Raw genomic sequence first — 19,374 nt, forward strand, 5'->3', positions numbered from 1 at the left:
AGTTATTCCATCAGAAATGCGAGTTTAGTGATTGCTGCCTGTGCAATCAGAAAGAAACACATCAAGGCAAGGATAAACGCCACCCAGCGCAGACTCAGGCTACGCTGGCGTCGACCCATCGCAATGTGTCCCAGTAAAATGTAAATGATAACGCCAAACAGCTTCGCCGTCAGCCAGCTTTCTTGCGCAGAGAAAGGATAAAAGCGATTGATAACGATCAGGGCAATACCGCTGGCTAACAGTAGCGTATCGTTAATGTGCGGTGCTACTTTGACCCAGCGCTGTTGCAACGCGGGAGAGTGGCGGCACAGCCAATAAAAACGCGTCACAAACAGGCAGAGCGTGACCACAGCGGCCAGCACGTGCAGCGTGAGAACAATGGAGTGGTACGACATTATGCTTCTTCCTCTGCCGCTGGCCACTGCCCCAGCGTCACGCGCTCATTGCCGCCATAATCGCGACAGGTGGCAACCTGTTCAAAACCGCGCTGTGACAACAACTGTCGCACCGCTTCGCCTTGCTGCCAACCGTGTTCTAATAGCAGCCAGCCCGTATTTTTCAAATATTGCGGAGCATGTTGAATAATCCAACGTAAATCAGCTAACCCACCTTCGGCAGCTACCAGCGCGCTAAGAGGTTCAAAGCGCACATCCCCTTCACGCAAATGGGTATCTTCGGCGTCGATATAAGGCGGGTTGCTCACAATCAGACAAAAGCTCGCGTGTGCCACGGGCTCAAACCAACTGCCATGCAGAAATTGCACATTAGACAATTGCAACGTTGTCGCATTGCGTTGTGCCAATGCCACGGCATCCGGCTGAACGTCAACCCCGGTCACCCTACAGTCCGGGCGTTCGCTCGCCAAAGCCAGCGCAATCGCTCCTGTGCCTGTGCCCAAATCCAGCACCGCCGGTGCAGTGAACTGTGCCATGCACTGCAACGCCTGTTCCACCAGACACTCAGTGTCGGGACGAGGAATAAGCGTTGCCGATGAAACAGCCAGTGGCAGAGACCAAAACTCACGTTCTCCCGTCAAATACGCCACTGGCTCACCGTTGATGCGACTTGCCAGCAGCGCCGACAGGCGTTGAAGCTGTGCGTCATCAAGCCGAGTTTCGACAAACGCCAGCAAAAACGTGCGCCCTTTACCCGTGACGTGTTCCAGCAGAATTTCAGCGTCACGCTTCGGGCTTTCACTGTGTACCAGTTGCTGTAACGCCGTCGCCACCCAGGTGCGGTAATCCATTATTCCTGCTCTGACAGCGCAGCCAACTGATCGGCCTGATACTCTTGCACCACGGGCTGGATCAGCATATCCATCTTGCCTTCCATCGCTTCATCCAGTCGGTAAAGCGTCAGGTTAATGCGGTGATCGGTCACGCGCCCCTGCGGGAAGTTATACGTACGAATACGATCGGAACGGTCGCCGCTGCCCAACAGGTTACGGCGTGTCGACGCTTCTTCCAATTGACGTTTTTGCATTTCTGCCGCGCGTATACGAGCTACCAGCACCGACATGGCCTTCGCCTTGTTTTTGTGCTGGGAACGCTCATCCTGACATTCGACCACAATCCCGGTCGGTAAGTGGGTGATACGAATGGCTGAGTCGGTGGTGTTAACGTGCTGGCCACCGGCACCGGAGGAGCGGAAGGTATCAATACGCAAATCGGCCGGATTGATATCAGGGGTTTCCGCTTCGGGCACCTCGGGCATCACTGCAACCGTACAGGCTGAAGTATGAATACGCCCCTGCGATTCTGTGGCAGGCACGCGCTGCACGCGGTGGCCGCCCGACTCAAATTTCAACTGGCCATAGACACCATCGCCACTCACTTTGGCGATCACTTCTTTATAGCCGCCGTGCTCACCGTCGCTGGCGCTCATGATTTCCACCCGCCAGCGGCGCGATTCGGCATAACGGCTGTACATGCGAAACAGATCGCCGGCAAACAGCGCCGCTTCATCACCGCCGGTCCCTGCACGCACTTCAAGGAAGCAACCGCGTTCATCATCCGGATCTTTGGGCAATAACAGCACCTGAAGCTGCTGTTCCAGCGCTTCACCATCAATCTTCAACTGTTTTAATTCTTCTTGCGCCATATCGCGCATTTCCGCATCGTCCAGCATGATTTCTGCGGTTTCGCTGTCTTCTTGCACCTGCTGCCAGCGTTGAAAACAGCGCGTGATGTCCGCCAACTGAGCATATTCGCGAGATAAGGCCCGAAAACGCTCCATATCAGAGATAACGCTCGGCTCACCCAGCAGGGCTTGTACTTCCTCGTGACGTTCTTGTAACGCTTCCAGTTTGGCAACAATAGAAGGCTTCATGCGTGCGGTTAATTCCTGTCAACTAAGAATGGAGGGGGGCTAGTCCAGCGCAAGGCTGTCGCGTAAAATGTGTAATCGGTTTAGGTCGCCATCGCGGGCAGCCTGCTGCAACGCGGTGGTAGGCGCATGAATAAGGCGGTTAGTAAGACGCGAGGTTAACGCGTCCAGCACCGCTTCGACGTCATTGCCTTGCTGAATGGCCGTAAGCGCTTTCGCCGTCATCTCCGCGCGAATCGCGTCTGCCTGTGAACGGTATTCTTGGATGGTTTCTACCGCAGATTGCGCACGCATCCAGGCCATAAAATCGGCAGATTCTTGCTGTACGATGGATTCAGCCTGCACCGCCGCAGCCTGGCGCTGCGCCATGTTGTGCTGAATGATGGCATGCAAATCGTCTACGCTGTACAGATAGACGTTGGGTAACTTACCCACTTCCGGTTCGATATCGCGCGGCACGGCGATGTCCACCATTAGCATGGGCTGGTTGCGTCGCACTTTCAGCGTCCGTTCCATCATGCCTTTTCCAATAATCGGCAACGTACTCGCGGTGGAACTGATCACGATATCAGCCTGTGCCAGATAATCGTCCAGTTCGCCCAGCGTGATCACTTCAGCACCCACCTCTGTGGCAAGGACTTGCGCACGTTCGCGGGTGCGATTGGCAATCACCATGCGTTTCACCTGATGTTCACGTAGATGACGTGCCACCAGTTCGATGGTTTCTCCCGCACCGACCAGCAGCACGGTAACCCCCACCAGTGATTCAAAAATCTGCCGCGCCAACGCACAGGCAGCAAACGCCACCGACACCGCGCTGGCACCGATATCCGTCTCCGTGCGCACCCGTTTTGCCACTGAGAACGAGCGCTGGAACAAGCGTTCCAACTCACTGGAGATCGAGTGAGCGCGTTGGGATTCGGCAAAGGCTTTTTTAACCTGACCAAGAATTTGCGGCTCGCCCAGCACCAACGAATCCAATCCGCTGGCAACACGCATCAGGTGATTAACCGCCGCGTTATCCTGATGCCAGTAGAGGCTGTTTTTCAGTTCATCAGGGTGCAGGTGGTGGAACTGGCACAGCCAGTCAACCACCTGCTCGCGCTGGTTCTCCCTCTCATCGACACTGAGATACAGCTCAGTACGATTGCAGGTAGACAGCACAACCCCGCCCTGCACCAGCGGCTGCGCAAGCAGGCTGTGCAAAGCATAGCACAGCGCATCAGGGGAGAACGCGATACGTTCCCTCAGTGATACTGGAGCGGTTTTGTGGTTGATGCCAAGCGCAAGCAGGGTCATTGGGTCATTCTTGAATAAACGCCGTCAAGAGTAATGCCGACATTAGTATGGTCTTCGAGTAGGGGCATTCTACTTGATGCTGCGCAGCATGAAAAGCGACGCGGCGCGAAGTACCTCTATTGATGTAGTTGGTATTGCGTGCCGCGTTGCTTTTTCTCTGCCATACATTGTCGCTGGGCATCGCTTGCAACGCATGGCACACTGTATCCATTCGACATGATGACGGGGTTCTCTACCCTTAATAGGATACATGTAACATGTTAATCCACACCGCCCGCGCCTTACGGCTCCTGCCTGTCGCCAGCTTACTGCTGACCGCCTGTACGCTGACCAAACCCTCTGGTCCCAATGCAACGTCGGACTCTCCAGCCTGGTTGCAACATAAGCAGCAGGTGCAACAATTAAGCCAGTATCAGACGCGTGGCGCATTTGCCTATCTCTCCGATAGCAAGAAGCTTTCAGCCAACTTTTTCTGGCAAGAGTCCTCTGCGCAGCGCTACCGCCTGCTGCTGACCAACCCGTTTGGCGGCACAGAGCTGGAACTGCGCGCGCAGCCTGATGGCATTCAAATCACCGATGGACAAGGCAAACGTTATATCGGCAAAGATGCCGAGTACATGCTGTATCAATTGACCGGAATGCGTATTCCGTTGACCAATCTGCGCCAGTGGATGATTGGCGTACCGGGAGATGCGCAGCAGTTTACGCTGAATGAGCACGCACGGCTCAGTACGGCAACGCTTCAACAAAACGGCCTAACGTGGGAAGTGAAATACCTTGGGTACGATGATAGCGTCACGCCCACGCTGCCGAACGCTCTCGAACTGACGCAAGGCGAGCAACGCATCAAGCTGAAAATGAATAACTGGACGGTGCAATAAGCATGAGCGATGCTGCACAGCTGACGCAGTGGCCGTCTCCGGCCAAACTCAACCTGTTTCTGTATATCACTGGCCAGCGTGCCGACGGATATCACATGTTGCAAACGCTGTTTCAGTTTCTGGATTATGGCGATACGGTCGACATCGGGTTACGCAACGACGGTGTTATCCAGCTACTCACCCCGCTGCCCGGCGTACCTGACGACACCAATCTGGCGGTGCGCGCAGCACGCCTGTTACAGGCCTACTGCCATGAGCAGGGCCTCACCCTTGCCCGTAACGGCGCCGATATCGCTATCGATAAACGCCTGCCGATGGGAGGCGGGCTGGGGGGCGGTTCGTCCAACGCCGCTACGGTGCTGGTTGCGTTTAATCACCTGTGGCAATGCGGTCTTGATGAAGACACGCTGGCGCAGTTGGGATTACAATTAGGTGCAGATGTGCCGGTGTTTGTGCGCGGTCACGCCGCCTTTGCCGAAGGCGTTGGTGAGAGGCTGACACCCGCTTCGCCGCCGGAAAAATGGTATCTGGTGGTGCACCCCGGCGTCGCCATTCCGACACCCTTGGTATTTGGCGATCCTGACTTACCGCGTAACACACCGGTACGCACATTAGATGAGCTACAAAAACAGACCTTCGTCAATGATTGTGAATCTACCGTAAGAAAACGTTTTCGCGAGGTTGAACAGCGACTTTCTTGGCTGCTAGAATACGCACCGGCGCGCCTGACAGGAACGGGAGCTTGTGTGTTTGCCGAATTCGACACCGAATTTGCCGCTCGTCAGGTGCTTGACCAGGCCCCGGAAACGCTGAACGGTTTTGTTGCGCGTGGCGTGAATACCTCGCCGCTGCACCGTGTGCTTTCTGGGCAACGTTAAGCGTTGAAAAATTTTTTACCCCGTATGACGGGTTTATGCCTTAAGTTCAACGCTTAACTCATACACCCGTATGCATATTTTACCCGCTGCCTCGCAACGCCCTCGAGACACCGGGTACAATATTTCTCTGGACGCAAGCCTGAGGTTCTTCTCGTGCCTGATATGAAGCTTTTTGCTGGTAACGCTATCCCCGAACTAGCGCAACGTATTGCCAACCGTTTATACACCAGCCTGGGAGACGCCGCTGTAGGTCGCTTTAGCGACGGTGAAGTCAGCGTGCAAGTCAATGAAAACGTTCGTGGTGGCGACATTTTCATCATCCAGTCCACCTGTGCACCAACCAATGACAACCTGATGGAGCTGGTTGTAATGGTCGATGCTCTACGCCGCGCGTCAGCGGGACGTATTACCGCCGTTATCCCGTATTTCGGCTATGCTCGTCAGGACCGCCGTGTGCGTTCTGCGCGTGTGCCGATCACCTCCAAAGTGGTCGCTGACTTTCTGTCAAGCGTCGGGGTTGACCGTGTCCTGACCGTGGACCTGCACGCAGAACAGATTCAAGGCTTCTTCGATGTTCCGGTCGATAACGTTTTCGGCAGCCCCATTCTGCTGGAAGATATGTTGCAGCAGAATCTGGAAAACCCGATTGTGGTTTCTCCGGATATCGGTGGCGTTGTGCGCGCACGCGCCATTGCTAAACTGCTGAACGACACTGACATGGCGATCATCGACAAACGTCGTCCGCGCGCCAACGTTTCTCAGGTGATGCACATCATTGGTGATGTCGCTGGGCGCGACTGTATTCTGGTCGACGACATGATCGATACCGGTGGCACACTGTGCAAAGCGGCAGAAGCATTAAAAGAACGCGGTGCCAAACGCGTCTTTGCTTATGCCACTCACCCGATTTTCTCTGGCAATGCGTATGACAACATCAAGAATTCGGTGATTGATGAATTGATCGTCTGCGATACCATTCCGCTGTCGGAAAATATCAAAGCACTGCCTAACGTGCGCACGCTGACACTTTCGGGCATGTTGGCAGAAGCTATTCGTCGCATCAGCAACGAAGAGTCTATTTCTGCCATGTTTGAGCATTAATCAACAGCGTCCATCTCTGTTGTCAATTTGTTATTAACAAAACGCCACCTTCGGGTGGCGTTTTTTATTATCGTGTGGGTACATTTACCTGCTCGACATAATATCGTTCAGCGCGACAATAATATTGCTTATGAACAATGGCGATAATTATTATCGGGTCTATTAGCGCAGGAGTGTAGTGGCATACTGAATTTGGCCACCTAAGTAGAGGTGATATGCTTACCTCATGATTTTTATAGGTGCCAAAATGAGTAAAATAATTACTGCTGAATTTAAATGTGAAACCGCCAAATTAGTCCTTGACCAAAATTATACCTACCAGGAAGCCGCGAAAGCCATGAACGTCAGTCTTTCAGCGATTAGCCGGTGGGTAAGAGCCCTTCGTTTAGAACGTCAAGGGAAAACATCGCCTGGTCTGCCATTAACACCTGAACAAATTGAGTTCAGAGAAATGAAGAAAAAAATCCACCGACTGGAAATGGAGAATGCCATCTTAAAAAAGGCTACTGCGCTCTTAATGTCCGACTCACTGAAAAATTCTCGGTAGTTGAAAAGCTAAGAGCGCTTTATCCAGTGAAAGCGTTGTGTCGTATTTTTAATGTTCACCGACGCAGTTATAGCTATTGGTGTCGACCTAAGGAGCCAGATATTGAGCGGACGATAAAACGTAGCCTGGTCAGCGAAGCGTGGAACGTTAGTGGCGGGTCTGCGGGCGCAAGGACTATCGCCACGATGGTTACCAATACACACGACGTGAAACTTGGGCGGTGGTTAGCGGGTAAGTGGCTTTGTTGAATAAATCGAACTTTCAGGGGATCGCCGGATCAAAGCACTATCATCGCTCCCGATAGCAGCTCCCCATGGCAAAGCAAAAGTTTAAAATCACCAACTGGCCCACCTACAACAAAGCACTCAGACAACGCGGCTCCCTGACGGTCTGGCTTGATGAGTCCGCCATCGCTGCATGGACTGACAGTTCTTCGCCTGAAGGTCGTGGTCGGCCGCTTTACTACACCGATATGGCTGTTACCACGGTTTTGATGATAAAGCGCGTGTTTAACCTGTCGCTCCGGGCATTACAGGGCTTTGTCGACTCGGTTTTTACACTGATGAGCCTGCCAATGCGCTGCCCGGACTACTCTCTGGTCAGTCGGCGGGCAAAAACCGTCAGTATCAGCATAAAAACGCCAACGCGTGGTGAAATCTCGCATCTGGTCATCGACAGTACCGGTCTGAAGGTCTTTGGCGAAGGTGAATGGAAAGTCAGGCAGCATGGGGCTGACAGACGAAGAGTGTGGCGCAAGCTTCATCTGGCAGCAGACAGTGCGACGCATGAGATTATCTGTGCCGACTTATCGCTCAGCGGAACGACAGATGCGCAGGCACTGCCGGGCCTGATTAACCAAACCCACCGAAAAATCAGGGAAGTGTCAGCAGACGGTGCTTATGACGCCCGTTACTGCCACGATGCGTTGCTAAGAAAGAAAATCAGGCCCCTTATCCCGCCGCGAAGCGGAGCCAAATACTGGCCGGACAAGTATAGCTAAACGACTTAATTTTGATTACATTATTTAAATGAGCTATTCAATTGATTTTAGACGTAAAGTGATATCTACACGGAAAAACGAAGGGTTGAGTATCCGAGAAACAGCGAAGCAATTTCGGATTGGCCCTGCCTCTGTATCGCGTTGGATTAATCAAATAGAGTCAAAAGCATCGACCACGCGTCAGCGAAAGATCGATAAATCCGAGTTGATAAAAGATGTTGAACAATATCCAGATGCTTACCAAAAAGAACGTGCAGAGCGTTTTGGCGTTTGTCAGAAGGCCATTTGGCAAGCGAGTCTGTAAAGAATTTTGTGTAAATGGCTCCATTGCTTAACCGGAGATTCGTTCTCCATACATCAACATGAATTGGCTCATAGCAGGTTTCCAGTCTCTGATTGGCAAGGTCCATTTAGCAGAGATATTATGCAAGGCTAGATAGAGTAATTTTATCACCGAGTCATCCGTTGGAAATATTCGTCGCGTTTTCGTTATCTTGCGCAATGAAGCATTTAACGACTCTATCGCGTTGGTGGTGTAGATAACCTTGCGGATCTCCGGCGGAAAGTCAAAAATGACGATGAGACGTTCCCAATTATTTCTCCACGACGGGCTGATCGTCGGGAACTGTTCATCCCATTTGGCCGCGAAGGCATCCAGGGCCTCTTCAGCGCCCTCTAGCGTTGCGGAACTATAGATGGTGCGCAGGTCAGCAGCAACGGCCTTACGCTCTTTCCAGCCGACGTAGCGCAGCGAGTTCCGCACCTGATGCACAATGCAGAGCTGTACCCGCGTATGCGGGTAAACAGCTTCAATGGCATCAGGAAAGCCTTTCAGGCCATCGCAGCAGGCGACGAAGATGTCCTTTAGCCCACGATTTTTCAGTTCTGTCATCACAGATAACCAGAACTTGGCCCCCTCAGTTTTGGCTATCCATAGCCCCAGCAGCTCTTTTTCGCCCTGGCCGTTGACGCCGAGGGCCAGATAAACAGACTTGTTGGCCACGGCTCCGCCGTCCTGGCTTTTGACAACAATACAGTCAAGGTAAACAATGGGATAAAGCGCATCCAGCGGCCGTTGCTGCCAGCGCTTAACTTCATCCATCACAGCATTGGTCACTTGAGAAATGAAGCCAGCGGAAACATCGACCCCGTAGACTTCTTTAAAGTGTGCCTGAATATCACGGGTTGATAACCCTCTGGAATAGAGAGAAATAATGCGGTCATCGAAGCCGTTAAGCTGTTTTTCGTGCTTACCGATCAGTGTCGGCTCGAAGGTACTGTTGCGGTCGCGCGGAATATCGAGCTCGATCTCCCCATTTTGGCTACGTACGCTCTTGGATGTCTTGCCATTGCGTGAGTTGCCTGAATGATTACCAGCCGGGTCATGCTTAGCATACCCAAGGTGCATCTCCATCTCAGCTTCAAGAACCCGTTCCGCCAGTCTTTTAGTCAGCACCTTGAGTAGGCCTGATTCACCCAGCAGATCCTGAGGGGAGTGACAATCTTGAAGCAGTTGGTCAATAAGTTCGTTGCTGATAGGCATTTTGTTATCCTTTGAAGGTTTTCCTCAAAATGCCATTTACACAGATTATTTTACAGTCTCAGTCGCTTGGCTATATCTCACGACATATGTTTCGAGAAGAAGGCACTCGCCTTTTTTAGTATCTCCTTCTCTGTACGTAACTCTTTGTTTTCCTTTTGTAACCGTTTTAACTCTGCACGTTCATCATCGCTGAGTACGCCGTTGCTCTGCTTGCGTGCCAGCGAGACCCATGTATGCAGGGTTTTGTTGCTTATGCCCAGCGATGCTGCTGCCCTGGCTATCGTATAGCACTGCTTTGTTACCAGGGCAACGGCTTCCTTTTTAAACTCAGGGGTAAATTGTCGTTTATGGTTCACTAAACACCTCCGTTTTGGATGTAAGTTTAGTGTCCTGATTATTCAACCACTACAGCCATTACACCAGTCGTCAGTATAGGCAGGCATTGTGGCGTTATCAGATGACCCAAAGTATGAGTCGCAGAGGAAATTGTTGGGATAATAGTCCGATGGAGCGATTCTTCCGTAGTCTGAAGACTGAATGGGTGCCAACGACTGGCTACCAAAGCTTTAGTACTGCTCAATCATCCATTATTCGCTACATAACCCATTATTATAGCGATGTCAGACCTCACTGGTATAACGGTGGGTTAACACCAAATGAATCAGAACGGCTGTTCCATCAACAGTCAGGTAGGGTGGCCAAATTTAGTTGACCACTATAGAGGAATATGATAAGCGCGCAAAGCAGATACTTTCTGCAAGCAGAAAGTATCTCAACGCCTGCCGCACAGGCAGGCGTCTGGTATTATCAGGAATGCGGTTGCTGGCGGAGGCAGCGTTTATCGAAATGCTTCACCCACCAATAGCGATCGGCGACGGCTTCACGGCCGCCAATGCGCGCACCAACCAACCAGGTCATGGCACCAGCGAAGATGGCCATCAGGTCGAAATAGGTAAAATAGGCGGGCAAGTTAAGCTCCGGTAATTGGCTGATAATGGTTAAGGCGATCCCCCCGACCATTAACACAATACCGATACCCATAAATACGTTGCCTAGCATGACAGCATTTTTGCGTTTCATCTGTCACCTCCTGTAAGGGTCAGGTAAAATACGTGACCGTTCGGAAAAATGAAAATGCTACGTAACCGTCCTTGTTCTGATGTAATTATAGACGCTGTAGGCAATAAGGTATTGCGTAGGCGATCACAGATAAGCAAGTGTAGAAACGTTTTTTTACATTTAGTGCTGACAGAGTGTGAATATAATTAATAACAAAATTGAATTGTTACCAAAGTAAATCGTTTCCAACCCTTTTCTGCTGCACGCCCGTCGAACGCACGACAAACAACCTGCTGAAGGCTTTTTCACTGTACTACACGTGTGTAAACTACGCGTTTGACTTTCTGTTATCGGGCGTCATAAGACGCAAAATCTGGGACTTAACGTGAGCAGTATCAAATTGATCGTCGGATTGGCGAATCCGGGAGCCGAATACGCCGCCACGCGCCACAATGCCGGTGCCTGGTATGTTGACCAGTTAGCTGAGGTTTATCGGCAATCGCTGAAGGAAGAGGCCAAGTTCTTTGGCTATACCGCACGCCTTAAGCTGGCTGGCCACGATATTCGTCTGCTGGTGCCAACCACCTTTATGAACCTCAGTGGTAAAGCAGTGGCGGCAATGGCAACCTTTTACCGCATCCAACCGGATGAAATTTTGGTGGCGCACGATGAGCTGGATCTTTTACCGGGGATTGCCAAACTAAAACTGGGCGGTGGACACGGCGGACACAACGGCTTGAAAGACATCATGAGCAAATTAGGGAACAACCCTAATTTTCACCGTTTGCGCATCGGTATCGGCCATCCCGGTGATAAAAGTAAGGTTACCGGTTTTGTGCTGGGCAAACCGCCCGCCAGTGAGCAGACGCTGATCGACTGCGCGATCGACGAAGCCATTCGCTGCACCGAGATTTTGCTGAAAGACGATATGGTAAAAGCAATGAATCGACTGCACGCCTATAAACCTGTGTGAAGTAATATTCGCGCGCAGGCGATTCGAGTTAATGCGCCATTCCGTGTATAATCGGCGCTAACGTATTTATTTGTTCAGATAACAAACCACAACCATCTGATTGATAAGCTATTTAAGGTGATAAAAGTATGGGATTCAAATGCGGTATCGTTGGGCTGCCTAACGTGGGTAAATCTACGCTGTTCAATGCATTGACCAAAGCCGGTATCGAAGCGGCCAACTTTCCGTTTTGCACCATAGAGCCCAACACTGGCGTGGTGCCGATGCCCGATCCGCGTTTGGATAAGCTGGCCGAGATTGTTAAACCGCAGAGTATTCTCCCAACCACGATGGAGTTTGTTGATATCGCAGGTCTGGTAAAAGGTGCGTCCAAAGGTGAAGGCGTGGGTAACCAATTCCTGACTAACATCCGCGAAACGGAAGCGACCGGTCACGTAGTGCGCTGCTTCGAAAACGACAATATTATCCACGTTGCGGGCAAAGTTGATCCGGCTGACGACATCGATACCATTAACACCGAACTGGCGCTGGCTGATCTCGATACCTGCGAACGTGCACTGCACCGCGTGCAGAAGAAAGCCAAAGGCGGCGACAAAGACGCCAAAATTGAACAGGCCGCGCTGGAAAAATGTCTGCCGCAGTTGGAAAAAGCGGGCATGTTGCGCGCCCTAGATCTGAACGCTGAAGAGAAAGCGGCCATTCGTTACCTGAGCTTCCTGACGCTCAAGCCCACCATGTACATCGCTAACGTCAATGAAGATGGCTTTGAAAACAACCCCTACCTGGATCGGGTGCGTGAAATCGCTGCCAGCGAAGGTTCTGTGGTCGTCCCGGTTTGTGCTGAGGTGGAATCCGACATTGCCGAACTGGATGACGCCGATCGCGACGAATTCATGGCAGAACTGGGGCTGGAAGAACCGGGCCTGAACCGCGTGATTCGCGCCGGTTATGAACTGCTTAACCTGCAAACCTACTTTACCGCCGGCGTAAAAGAAGTGCGCGCCTGGACCATCCCTGTCGGCGCTACTGCCCCACAGGCCGCAGGTAAAATCCATACCGACTTTGAAAAAGGCTTTATCCGCGCCCAAACTATCGCGTATGAAGACTTCATCACCTACAAAGGTGAGCAAGGCGCGAAAGAAGCAGGAAAAATGCGTTCTGAAGGGAAAGAATACATCCTTAAAGATGGCGATGTGATGAAATTCTTGTTTAACGTCTAAATCGATTATGTTGTCTCATGCGATCTCACTGCATCGCATAAGGACCACCAAACCTCAAAAAACCCACGCAGTTGCGTGGATTTTTTGTTTTCATAATGCCTCACGGCGTCACAACGCAATCGGGCTGCAATAACTACTGGGCATCGGCCTTAGCAACATACTACGTTCGATTTTATGAGTCTGTAAAGAATTTCGTGTAAATGGCTCCATCGCTTAACCGGAAATCCGATCTCCATACATCAACATGAATTGGCTCATAGCCGGTTTCCAGTCTCTGATTGGTAGGGTCCATTTAGCCGAGATATTATGCAAGGCTAGATAGAATAATTTTAGCACAGAGTCATCCGTTGGAAATATTCGTCGCGTTTTCGTTATCTTGCGCAATGAAGCATTTAACGACTCTATCGCGTTGGTGGTGTAGATAACCTTGCGAATCTCCGGCGGAAAATCAAAAATGACGATGAGACGTTCCCAATTATTTCTCCGCGATGGGCTGATCGTCGGGAACTGCTCATCCCATTTGGCCGCGAAGGCATCCAGGGCCTCTTCAGCGCCCTCTAGCGTTGCGGAACTATAGATAGTACGGAGGTCAGCAGCAACGGCTTTACGCTCTTTCCAGCCGACGTAGCGCAGCGAGTTCCGCACCTGATGCACGATGCAGAGCTGTACCCGCGTATGCGGGTAAACAGCTTCAATGGCATCAGGAAAGCCCTTCAGGCCATCGCAGCAGGCGATGAAGATGTCCTGTAGCCCACGATTTTTCAGTTCTGTCATTACAGATAACCAGAACTTGGCCCCCTCGGTTTTGGCTATCCATAGCCCCAGCAGCTCTTTTTCGCCCTGGCCGTTGATGCCTAGAGCCAAGTAAACAGACTTGTTGGTCACGGCTCCGCCGTCCTGGCTTTTGACCACAATACAGTCAAGGTAAACAATGGGATAAAACGCATCCAGCGGCCGTCGCTGCCAGCGCTTAACGTCATCCATCACGGCATTGGTCACTTGAGAAATGAAGCCAGCGGAAACATCGACCCCGTAGACTTCTTTAAAGTGAGCCTGAATATCACGCGTTGATAGCCCTCTGGAATAGAGAGAAATAATGCGGTCATCGAAGCCGTTAAGCTGCTTTTCGTGCTTACCGATCAGTGGGCCCATTCCCAGTCGAAACGCAACAAAACGGTAGGGCATTATGCCGCCTGTAAGTGCGTTAAAAATACCTCATTTGGAGAACGATAACCCAGCGATTTTCTGCCTCGCGTATTGAGCAGGTGTTCGAGTGCTGCAACCTTGCGATGGGTGACATAATTGAAGTCCGTTCCCTTCGGGTAAAAACGCCGTATCAGCCCGTTGGTATGCTCATTCAACCCGCGTTCCCAGGAATGATATGGCCGGGCAAAGTAGACCGGTGCCCCCGTGACTTTTGTAATTTCCCCGTGCTGGGAAAATTCAGAACCGTTGTCAGCAGTCAGGGTTTTAAACTCGCAGAAGGTATTGGCAACGATGTCCCTGAAGGCCGCTACCACTGTCTCTGCTCGCTTGTTGGGCAGTTTGCGAATGATGACCAGCTTGACGGCTTTATCGACCACCGTCAGCAGGAATGATTTCTGATCTTTGCCAAAGATGGTGTCAATCTCGAAATGCCCGGGTTCCTGCTTGAGGTCAGCAACGGCCGGCCGCTGCTCAATGCCAACACGGTTGGGAATAGGACCGCGTTTGTTCTCATCGGTCTGATAGTTATACCGTTTACCCCGATGAGGGAGCTGCTGATACAGCTCACCGCCGGCCCGGCGCTCCTGCTGGATATAGCGATAGAGCGAGTTCTTGCTGACGGACAGGCCAAATTCCAGGACCAGGCGCCCACTGATGACCTCAGGTGAGGTGTGGGTAGACAGCGCCGTTATGATAAAGTCCTGAATGTGCGGTTCAAGCTGGTTAATCACGCTGTCCGGCCGTGTTTTCTGCCGCCGCCCTCTGGCCAACGTTTCGGCCCTTCTGCAGGAATAGACCCCGTTGAAAGCGGCGTCGGTATTGCGTCTGAGTTCCCTGCTGATGGTAGAACGAGGAAGCTCCAGTTCCCGGGCGATGGTGGCCTGGTTAACCCCATCACCACGCCGCTTTTCGATGTAGAACCGTTCTTTGTGAGTCAGATGTTTTCCCTGCATGCAACGGGATCTCCAGTAGGGCCAGAACGGTGATTTTATCCGACTCTGGCCAGTGGGTCACTTTGTTGCATTTCGACTGGGAATGGGGCTCATAGTGCCGACGCCCTTAATGCTACTCAACCGCTCAGAAAGCTCTTTGAAGTGGTTGCTGATGTGGGTGTTCATGTCCTTATCGATCCGCGCAAGTTCATCTTCCAGCGCTTTGATGATGATATTAATGCTTTTTCTGCTTTGCTGATGAGCCAGATACAACCTGTTTCGTTCAGCAACCAGCATTGCAATCAACTGCCGTCTGCGAACTACCATGGAATTGAGAACCTGACGTTCAGTATCCGGCAAAGCCCGAATAAAGCGGCCTCGTTCCGGATGGCGATTAATAACCTCGGTCATCTGCGCAAGTGCTCTCGCATCAATACGGTCAGTCTTCGCCAGATACCCCATAGCACGGGCAAAGTCACGAGCCTGCCTGGGGTTGACCACAGCGAGCTCAAAACCTTCGGCCTGAAGCGCACAAGCTACGGCAGCTTCAAGCCCTCCGGTGGCTTCCATCAGCACAAGCGCAACGTCGTGCTTCTTCAGCTCAGCAATAATGGAATCAAAGCCGTCAGCATCATTGGCAACAGAAAATTGCGCAATCGTGCTGCTGGCGGCAATGTCCAGCGTTGCTTTCGAAACATCGATACCTACACAGAGTGGACTTGGCAGACTCATTATTACCCATCCTTGCAAATGCGTTATGGAGTACGGACAACTGTTCGGGTTTCAGATGAGTGGCTCAACGTATGCGCCAGTCGCTCAGTAACGGGCTTTTAACCCAAGGGGAAATCGGGCTGCATACGCTGTGCCAAATCTAATCGTAGTTATTTTAACCAACTTTTAAGATACAAGGGGAGTGGCAATCCTGAAGCAGTTGGTCAATAAGTTCGTTGCTGATAGGCATTTTTTGTCCTCTGAAGGTTTTCCTCAAAATGCCATTTACACAGATCTTTTTACACTCTCGCACCATCACCATCACCATCACCATCGCCGAGCCGATCGGATTGCTGTGCGGGATTGTCCCGACCACTAACCCGACCTCCACCGCTATTTTCAAAGCACTTATCAGTCTGAAAACCCGTAATGGCATCATTTTCTCGCCGCACCCGCGCGCTAAAAATGCCACCAATAAAGCCGCAGACATCGTGCTGCAAGCCGCCATCGCTGCCGGCGCGCCGAAAGACATAATTGGCTGGATTGATGAGCCTTCTGTGGAATTGTCCAACCAGTTAATGCACCATCCCGACATTAATATGATCCTCGCCACCGGTGGTCCCGGCATGGTAAAAGCCGCCTACAGTTCCGGCAAACCGGCCATCGGGGTGGGCGCTGGCAATACCCCGTTGTGATCGATGAAACGGCAGACATCAAACGCGCCGTGGCTTCTATTCTGATGTCGAAAACGTTCGACAACGGTGTTATCTGCGCCTCTGAACAGTCGGTGATTGTGGTAGACAGCGTTTATGACGCGGTGCGGGAACGTTTTTCAACCCACGGCGGCTATCTGCTGCAAGGTATAGCCAACCGACTTAAAAATGATTACATCCTATGCCCTGATATGCGGCAAAGAAGCATAGCTGGCTGTTATCAAAATAATGTCGCTTGGCTATAAAGAGCTCGCAGCAATCCAATCGATCATTTTGAAAAACGGCTCGCTTAACGCGGCTATTGTTGGTCAGGCAGCGCCAAAAATCGCCGAAATGGCCGGTTTTACTGTGCCCACTGGGACTAAAGTGCTGATTGGTGAAGTGGTTAACGTGGATGAGTCTGAACCGTTTGCCCACGAGAAACTGTCGCCAACGCTTGCCATGTATCGCGCTAAAGATTTTGATGACGCCTTAGAACCTATCCCAATAGGATTTTAGTCAAAGCCGAGAAGTTGGTCGCCATGGGAGGTATCGGTCATACCTCCTGCCTGTATACCGATCAGGATAACGAGGTAGCACGCGTCAACCATTTTGGGGCGATGATGAAAATCGCGTGTATTTTAATCAATACACCAGCCTCTCAGGGCGGTACCGGCGATCTGTACAACTTCAATCTGGCACCGTCGCTAACGCTGGGCTGCGGCTCTTGGGGTGGTAACTCAATTTCAGAAAACGTCGGACCCAAACACTTGATTAACAAGAAAACGGTAGCCAAGCGAGCTGAAAATATGTTGTGGCACAAACTTCCGAAATCCATCTATTTCCGTCGTGGCTCCTTGCCTATCGCACTGGAATAAGTGGCCGAGGATGGCCACAAACGCGCCTTTATCGTTACTGACCGTTTCTTGTTCAACAACGGCTACGTGGATCAAATCACGTCGGTGCTGAAACAGCACGGAATGGAAACCGATGTTTTCTTTGAAGTGGAAGCCGATCCGACGCTGAGCATCGTGCGCAAAGGCGCTGAGCAGATGCAAGCATTCAAGCCTGACGTGATCATCGCGCTAGGTGGCGGTTCACCGATGGACACGGCCAAAATCATGTGGGTGATGTACGAGCATCCAGATACCCATTTTGAAGAATTGGCGCTGCGCTTTATGGATATTCGCAAGCGTATCTACAAATTCCCGAAAATTGGCGTGAAGGCGAAGATGATTGCCGTGACCACCACATCCGGTACCGGTTCTGAAGTGACGCCGTTCGCCGTAGTATAGCTAAACGACTTAATTTTGATTACATTATTTAAATGAGCTATTCAATTGATTTTAGACGTAAAGTGATATCTACACGGAAAAACGAAGGGTTGAGTATCCGAGAAACAGCGAAGCAATTTCGGATTGGCCCTGCCTCTGTATCGCGTTGGATTAATCAAATAGAGTCAAAAGCATCGACCACGCGTCAGCGAAAGATCGATAAATCCGAGTTGATAAAAGATGTTGAACAATATCCAGATGCTTACCAAAAAGAACGTGCAGAGCGTTTTGGCGTTTGTCAGAAGGCCATTTGGCAAGCGCTTAAAAAGCTGGGATTGACCTATAAAAAAAACTCTACGTCATCCGAAAGCCGACGAAAACGCCCGGCAGGGATTTCAACAAAAAAAACAACAGTATGAAAAAGAAGGTAAACCTATTGTTTTTATTGATGAAAGTGGTTTTTCACACGATGCCCCACGGACTCACGGCTATTCCCCAAAAGGTCAACGGTGTTTTGGCCTGAAGAACTGGGGAGCTAGGGGAAGAACAAATGTTATCGGCGCTTTATTAGGCACAACGCTGTTTGCTATCGGATTATTTGATATCAATATTAACAGCGATGTTTTCTATGCCTGGGTCACACAAGTCCTTATCCCAGTACTCCCTAAAAACAGTGTAATCATGATGGACAATGCCACTTTTCACAAAAAACATAATATTCAACAAGTCATCATCGATGCAGGGTATATGGTGGAGTATTTGCCTACATATTCGCCAGATCTTAACCCAATTGAGCATAAATGGGCACAAGCAAAAAGCAAAAAAAGAGAGATGGGTTGCGATACAGAGAGTTTGTTCTCAGTCCATATGGTGTAATCAAAATTAAGTCGCTTGGCTATAACGGATGATGCTACCGGGCAAAAATACCCGCTGGCTGACTATGCGCTCACCCCGGACATGGCGATCGTTGATGCGAATCTGGTGATGAACATGCCGAAATCTCTGTGCGCCTTTGGCGGCCTGGATGCGGTTACCCACTCACTCGAAGCCTACGTATCGGTACTCGCCAACGAATATTCCGACGGACAAGCGCTACAGGCATTGAAGCTGCTCAAAGAGAACCTGCCAGCCAGCTACCGTGACGGCGCGAAAAACCCGGTTGCACGTGAACGCGTTCACAACGCCGCCACCATCGCCGGTATCGCCTTTGCCAACGCCTTCCTTGGGGTCTGCCACTCCATGGCGCACAAACTGGGCTCTGAGTTCCATATTCCGCACGGTTTGGCCAACGCCCTGTTGATCGCTAACGTGATTCGTTATAACGCGAATGACAACCCGACCAAGCAAACCGCATTCAGTCAATACGATCGACCACAAGCGCGTCGTCGTTCTGCCGAAGTGGCCGATCATCTGGGGCTGAGCGCGCCGGGCGATCGCACTGCGGCGAAGATTGACAAACTGTTGACTTGGTTGGATGAAATTAAAACTGAACTGGGCATCCCCACGTCAATTCGTGAAGCAGGCGTGCAAGAAGCCGATTTCCTGGCGAAAGTGGACAAACTGTCTGAAGATGCCTTTGACGATCAGTGTACGGGGCCAACCCGCGCTATCCGCTGATTGCTGAACTGAAACAGATCATGCTGGACACGTACTACGGCCGTCCCTATACGGAAAGTGTAGAAGACGCGAAAGCCCCGGCCAAAACCGAGAAAAAAGGTAAGAAGGCTAACTGA

The 19,374-nt window shown here is 51.2% G+C and carries 16 protein-coding genes and 7 pseudogenes; 13 read left to right on the forward strand and 10 right to left on the reverse strand.

The window, feature by feature from the left end; all coding sequences use genetic code 11:
- Positions 1-2: 2 nt before the first annotated feature.
- From ACQGXV_RS31025 to hemA, 4 genes are read right to left on the reverse strand one after another with little or no spacing between them, the layout of a single operon-like run.
- Positions 3-395 (reverse strand): SirB2 family protein, encoded by a 393-nt coding sequence (locus ACQGXV_RS31025; RefSeq protein WP_440864177.1) that lies wholly within the window; start codon positions 393-395, stop codon positions 3-5.
- Positions 395-1,246, reverse strand: coding sequence for a peptide chain release factor N(5)-glutamine methyltransferase (prmC, locus tag ACQGXV_RS31030; protein ID WP_440864178.1), 852 nt, complete (start codon positions 1,244-1,246; stop codon positions 395-397). The genes ACQGXV_RS31025 and prmC overlap by 1 nt, the downstream gene beginning before the upstream one ends.
- Complete coding sequence (prfA, locus tag ACQGXV_RS31035) at positions 1,246-2,328, reverse strand: peptide chain release factor 1 (RefSeq protein WP_440864179.1); 1,083 nt, start codon at positions 2,326-2,328, stop codon at positions 1,246-1,248. Before prfA ends, prmC begins: the two co-directional genes overlap by 1 nt.
- Positions 2,329-2,367: 39 nt before the next feature.
- Positions 2,368-3,624 carry a glutamyl-tRNA reductase gene (hemA, locus tag ACQGXV_RS31040; protein ID WP_440864180.1) on the reverse strand — a complete coding sequence of 419 codons (1,257 nt, stop codon included), beginning with the start codon at positions 3,622-3,624 and terminating at the stop codon, positions 2,368-2,370.
- 257 nt (positions 3,625-3,881) lie between these two features.
- Here hemA and lolB point away from each other — a divergent pair, with 257 nt between their 5' ends.
- From lolB to ACQGXV_RS31070, 6 genes and pseudogenes are all read left to right on the forward strand, one after another.
- Complete coding sequence (lolB, locus tag ACQGXV_RS31045; protein WP_440864181.1) at positions 3,882-4,505, forward strand: lipoprotein insertase outer membrane protein LolB; 624 nt, start codon at positions 3,882-3,884, stop codon at positions 4,503-4,505.
- 2 nt (positions 4,506-4,507) lie between these two features.
- Complete coding sequence (gene ispE, locus ACQGXV_RS31050; protein WP_440864182.1) at positions 4,508-5,383, forward strand: 4-(cytidine 5'-diphospho)-2-C-methyl-D-erythritol kinase; 876 nt, start codon at positions 4,508-4,510, stop codon at positions 5,381-5,383.
- Between the two features lie 153 nt (positions 5,384-5,536).
- Positions 5,537-6,484: a ribose-phosphate diphosphokinase gene (gene prs / locus ACQGXV_RS31055; protein WP_440864183.1), complete on the forward strand. Its 948-nt coding sequence runs from the start codon at positions 5,537-5,539 to the stop codon at positions 6,482-6,484.
- Positions 6,485-6,731: 247 nt separating this feature from the next.
- Positions 6,732-7,267 (forward strand): annotated as a pseudogene (locus tag ACQGXV_RS31060) (transposase); the annotation flags it as partial.
- Positions 7,268-7,344: 77 nt separating this feature from the next.
- Positions 7,345-8,025: pseudogene (locus ACQGXV_RS31065) on the forward strand (IS5 family transposase); the annotation flags it as partial.
- A gap of 34 nt (positions 8,026-8,059) precedes the next feature.
- Positions 8,060-8,335 (forward strand): IS630 transposase-related protein, encoded by a 276-nt coding sequence (locus ACQGXV_RS31070; RefSeq protein WP_440864184.1) that lies wholly within the window; start codon positions 8,060-8,062, stop codon positions 8,333-8,335.
- Between the two features lie 27 nt (positions 8,336-8,362).
- Here the strand turns inward: ACQGXV_RS31070 and ACQGXV_RS31075 are convergent, their stop codons facing one another.
- Complete coding sequence (locus tag ACQGXV_RS31075) at positions 8,363-9,574, reverse strand: IS256 family transposase (protein ID WP_440862551.1); 1,212 nt, start codon at positions 9,572-9,574, stop codon at positions 8,363-8,365.
- A 77-nt stretch (positions 9,575-9,651) separates the two neighbouring features.
- A complete protein-coding gene (locus ACQGXV_RS31080; protein WP_440864185.1) occupies positions 9,652-9,930 on the reverse strand; it encodes a transposase in 279 nt (92 codons plus the stop codon).
- A gap of 53 nt (positions 9,931-9,983) precedes the next feature.
- Here ACQGXV_RS31080 and ACQGXV_RS31085 point away from each other — a divergent pair.
- Positions 9,984-10,286, forward strand: a pseudogene (locus ACQGXV_RS31085) (integrase core domain-containing protein); the annotation flags it as partial.
- A 95-nt stretch (positions 10,287-10,381) separates the two neighbouring features.
- Here the strand turns inward: ACQGXV_RS31085 and ychH are convergent.
- Positions 10,382-10,654 carry a stress-induced protein YchH gene (ychH, locus tag ACQGXV_RS31090; protein ID WP_440864186.1) on the reverse strand — a complete coding sequence of 91 codons (273 nt, stop codon included), beginning with the start codon at positions 10,652-10,654 and terminating at the stop codon, positions 10,382-10,384.
- Between the two features lie 364 nt (positions 10,655-11,018).
- Here ychH and pth point away from each other — a divergent pair, with 364 nt between their 5' ends.
- Positions 11,019-11,606, forward strand: a complete 588-nt coding sequence (pth, locus tag ACQGXV_RS31095) for an aminoacyl-tRNA hydrolase (protein ID WP_440864187.1) — start codon at positions 11,019-11,021, stop codon at positions 11,604-11,606.
- Positions 11,607-11,734: 128 nt separating this feature from the next.
- Entirely contained in the window at positions 11,735-12,826 is a 1,092-nt protein-coding gene (gene ychF / locus ACQGXV_RS31100) for a redox-regulated ATPase YchF (protein ID WP_440864188.1), read from the forward strand.
- 213 nt (positions 12,827-13,039) lie between these two features.
- On the opposite strand, the pseudogene ACQGXV_RS31105 reads toward ychF, so the two are convergent.
- The 3 genes and pseudogenes from ACQGXV_RS31105 to ACQGXV_RS31115 form a co-directional block, all read right to left on the reverse strand.
- Positions 13,040-13,969: pseudogene (locus tag ACQGXV_RS31105) on the reverse strand (IS256 family transposase); the annotation flags it as partial.
- Positions 13,970-14,010: 41 nt separating this feature from the next.
- Positions 14,011-14,985 carry an IS30 family transposase gene (locus ACQGXV_RS31110; RefSeq protein ID WP_440863602.1) on the reverse strand — a complete coding sequence of 325 codons (975 nt, stop codon included), beginning with the start codon at positions 14,983-14,985 and terminating at the stop codon, positions 14,011-14,013.
- 96 nt (positions 14,986-15,081) lie between these two features.
- Positions 15,082-15,696 (reverse strand): annotated as a pseudogene (locus ACQGXV_RS31115) (IS110 family transposase); the annotation flags it as partial.
- Positions 15,697-15,998: 302 nt separating this feature from the next.
- On the opposite strand from ACQGXV_RS31115, the pseudogene ACQGXV_RS31120 reads away from it, so the two are divergent.
- The 4 genes and pseudogenes from ACQGXV_RS31120 to ACQGXV_RS31135 form a co-directional block, all read left to right on the forward strand.
- Positions 15,999-17,659 (forward strand): annotated as a pseudogene (locus ACQGXV_RS31120) (iron-containing alcohol dehydrogenase); the annotation flags it as partial.
- A gap of 35 nt (positions 17,660-17,694) precedes the next feature.
- On the forward strand, positions 17,695-18,060 hold the full coding sequence (locus ACQGXV_RS31125; RefSeq protein ID WP_440862584.1) for an IS630 transposase-related protein: 366 nt from the start codon (positions 17,695-17,697) through the stop codon (positions 18,058-18,060).
- Positions 17,984-18,517, forward strand: a complete 534-nt coding sequence (locus tag ACQGXV_RS31130; RefSeq protein ID WP_440862665.1) for an IS630 family transposase — start codon at positions 17,984-17,986, stop codon at positions 18,515-18,517. Before ACQGXV_RS31125 ends, ACQGXV_RS31130 begins: the two co-directional genes overlap by 77 nt.
- A gap of 21 nt (positions 18,518-18,538) precedes the next feature.
- Positions 18,539-19,374: pseudogene (locus ACQGXV_RS31135) on the forward strand (bifunctional acetaldehyde-CoA/alcohol dehydrogenase); the annotation flags it as partial.

Source organism: Symbiopectobacterium purcellii, assembly GCF_052050035.1.
GTDB classification, from domain to species: Bacteria; Pseudomonadota; Gammaproteobacteria; order Enterobacterales; family Enterobacteriaceae; genus Symbiopectobacterium; species Symbiopectobacterium purcellii_A.

What these genes read in the sequence shown, in the direction of transcription:
- ACQGXV_RS31025 (WP_440864177.1), bottom strand. Translation starts at nt 395, where the DNA reads ATGTCGTACCACTCCATTGTTCTCACGCTGCACGTGCTGGCCGCTGTG.
- prmC (WP_440864178.1), bottom strand. Translation starts at nt 1,246, where the DNA reads ATGGATTACCGCACCTGGGTGGCGACGGCGTTACAGCAACTGGTACAC.
- prfA (WP_440864179.1), bottom strand. Translation starts at nt 2,328, where the DNA reads ATGAAGCCTTCTATTGTTGCCAAACTGGAAGCGTTACAAGAACGTCAC.
- hemA (WP_440864180.1), bottom strand. Translation starts at nt 3,624, where the DNA reads ATGACCCTGCTTGCGCTTGGCATCAACCACAAAACCGCTCCAGTATCA.
- lolB (WP_440864181.1), top strand. Translation starts at nt 3,882, where the DNA reads ATGTTAATCCACACCGCCCGCGCCTTACGGCTCCTGCCTGTCGCCAGC.
- ispE (WP_440864182.1), top strand. Translation starts at nt 4,508, where the DNA reads ATGAGCGATGCTGCACAGCTGACGCAGTGGCCGTCTCCGGCCAAACTC.
- ACQGXV_RS31070 (WP_440864184.1), top strand. Translation starts at nt 8,060, where the DNA reads ATGAGCTATTCAATTGATTTTAGACGTAAAGTGATATCTACACGGAAA.
- ACQGXV_RS31075 (WP_440862551.1), bottom strand. Translation starts at nt 9,574, where the DNA reads ATGCCTATCAGCAACGAACTTATTGACCAACTGCTTCAAGATTGTCAC.
- ychH (WP_440864186.1), bottom strand. Translation starts at nt 10,654, where the DNA reads ATGAAACGCAAAAATGCTGTCATGCTAGGCAACGTATTTATGGGTATC.
- ychF (WP_440864188.1), top strand. Translation starts at nt 11,735, where the DNA reads ATGGGATTCAAATGCGGTATCGTTGGGCTGCCTAACGTGGGTAAATCT.
- ACQGXV_RS31110 (WP_440863602.1), bottom strand. Translation starts at nt 14,985, where the DNA reads ATGCAGGGAAAACATCTGACTCACAAAGAACGGTTCTACATCGAAAAG.
- ACQGXV_RS31125 (WP_440862584.1), top strand. Translation starts at nt 17,695, where the DNA reads ATGAGCTATTCAATTGATTTTAGACGTAAAGTGATATCTACACGGAAA.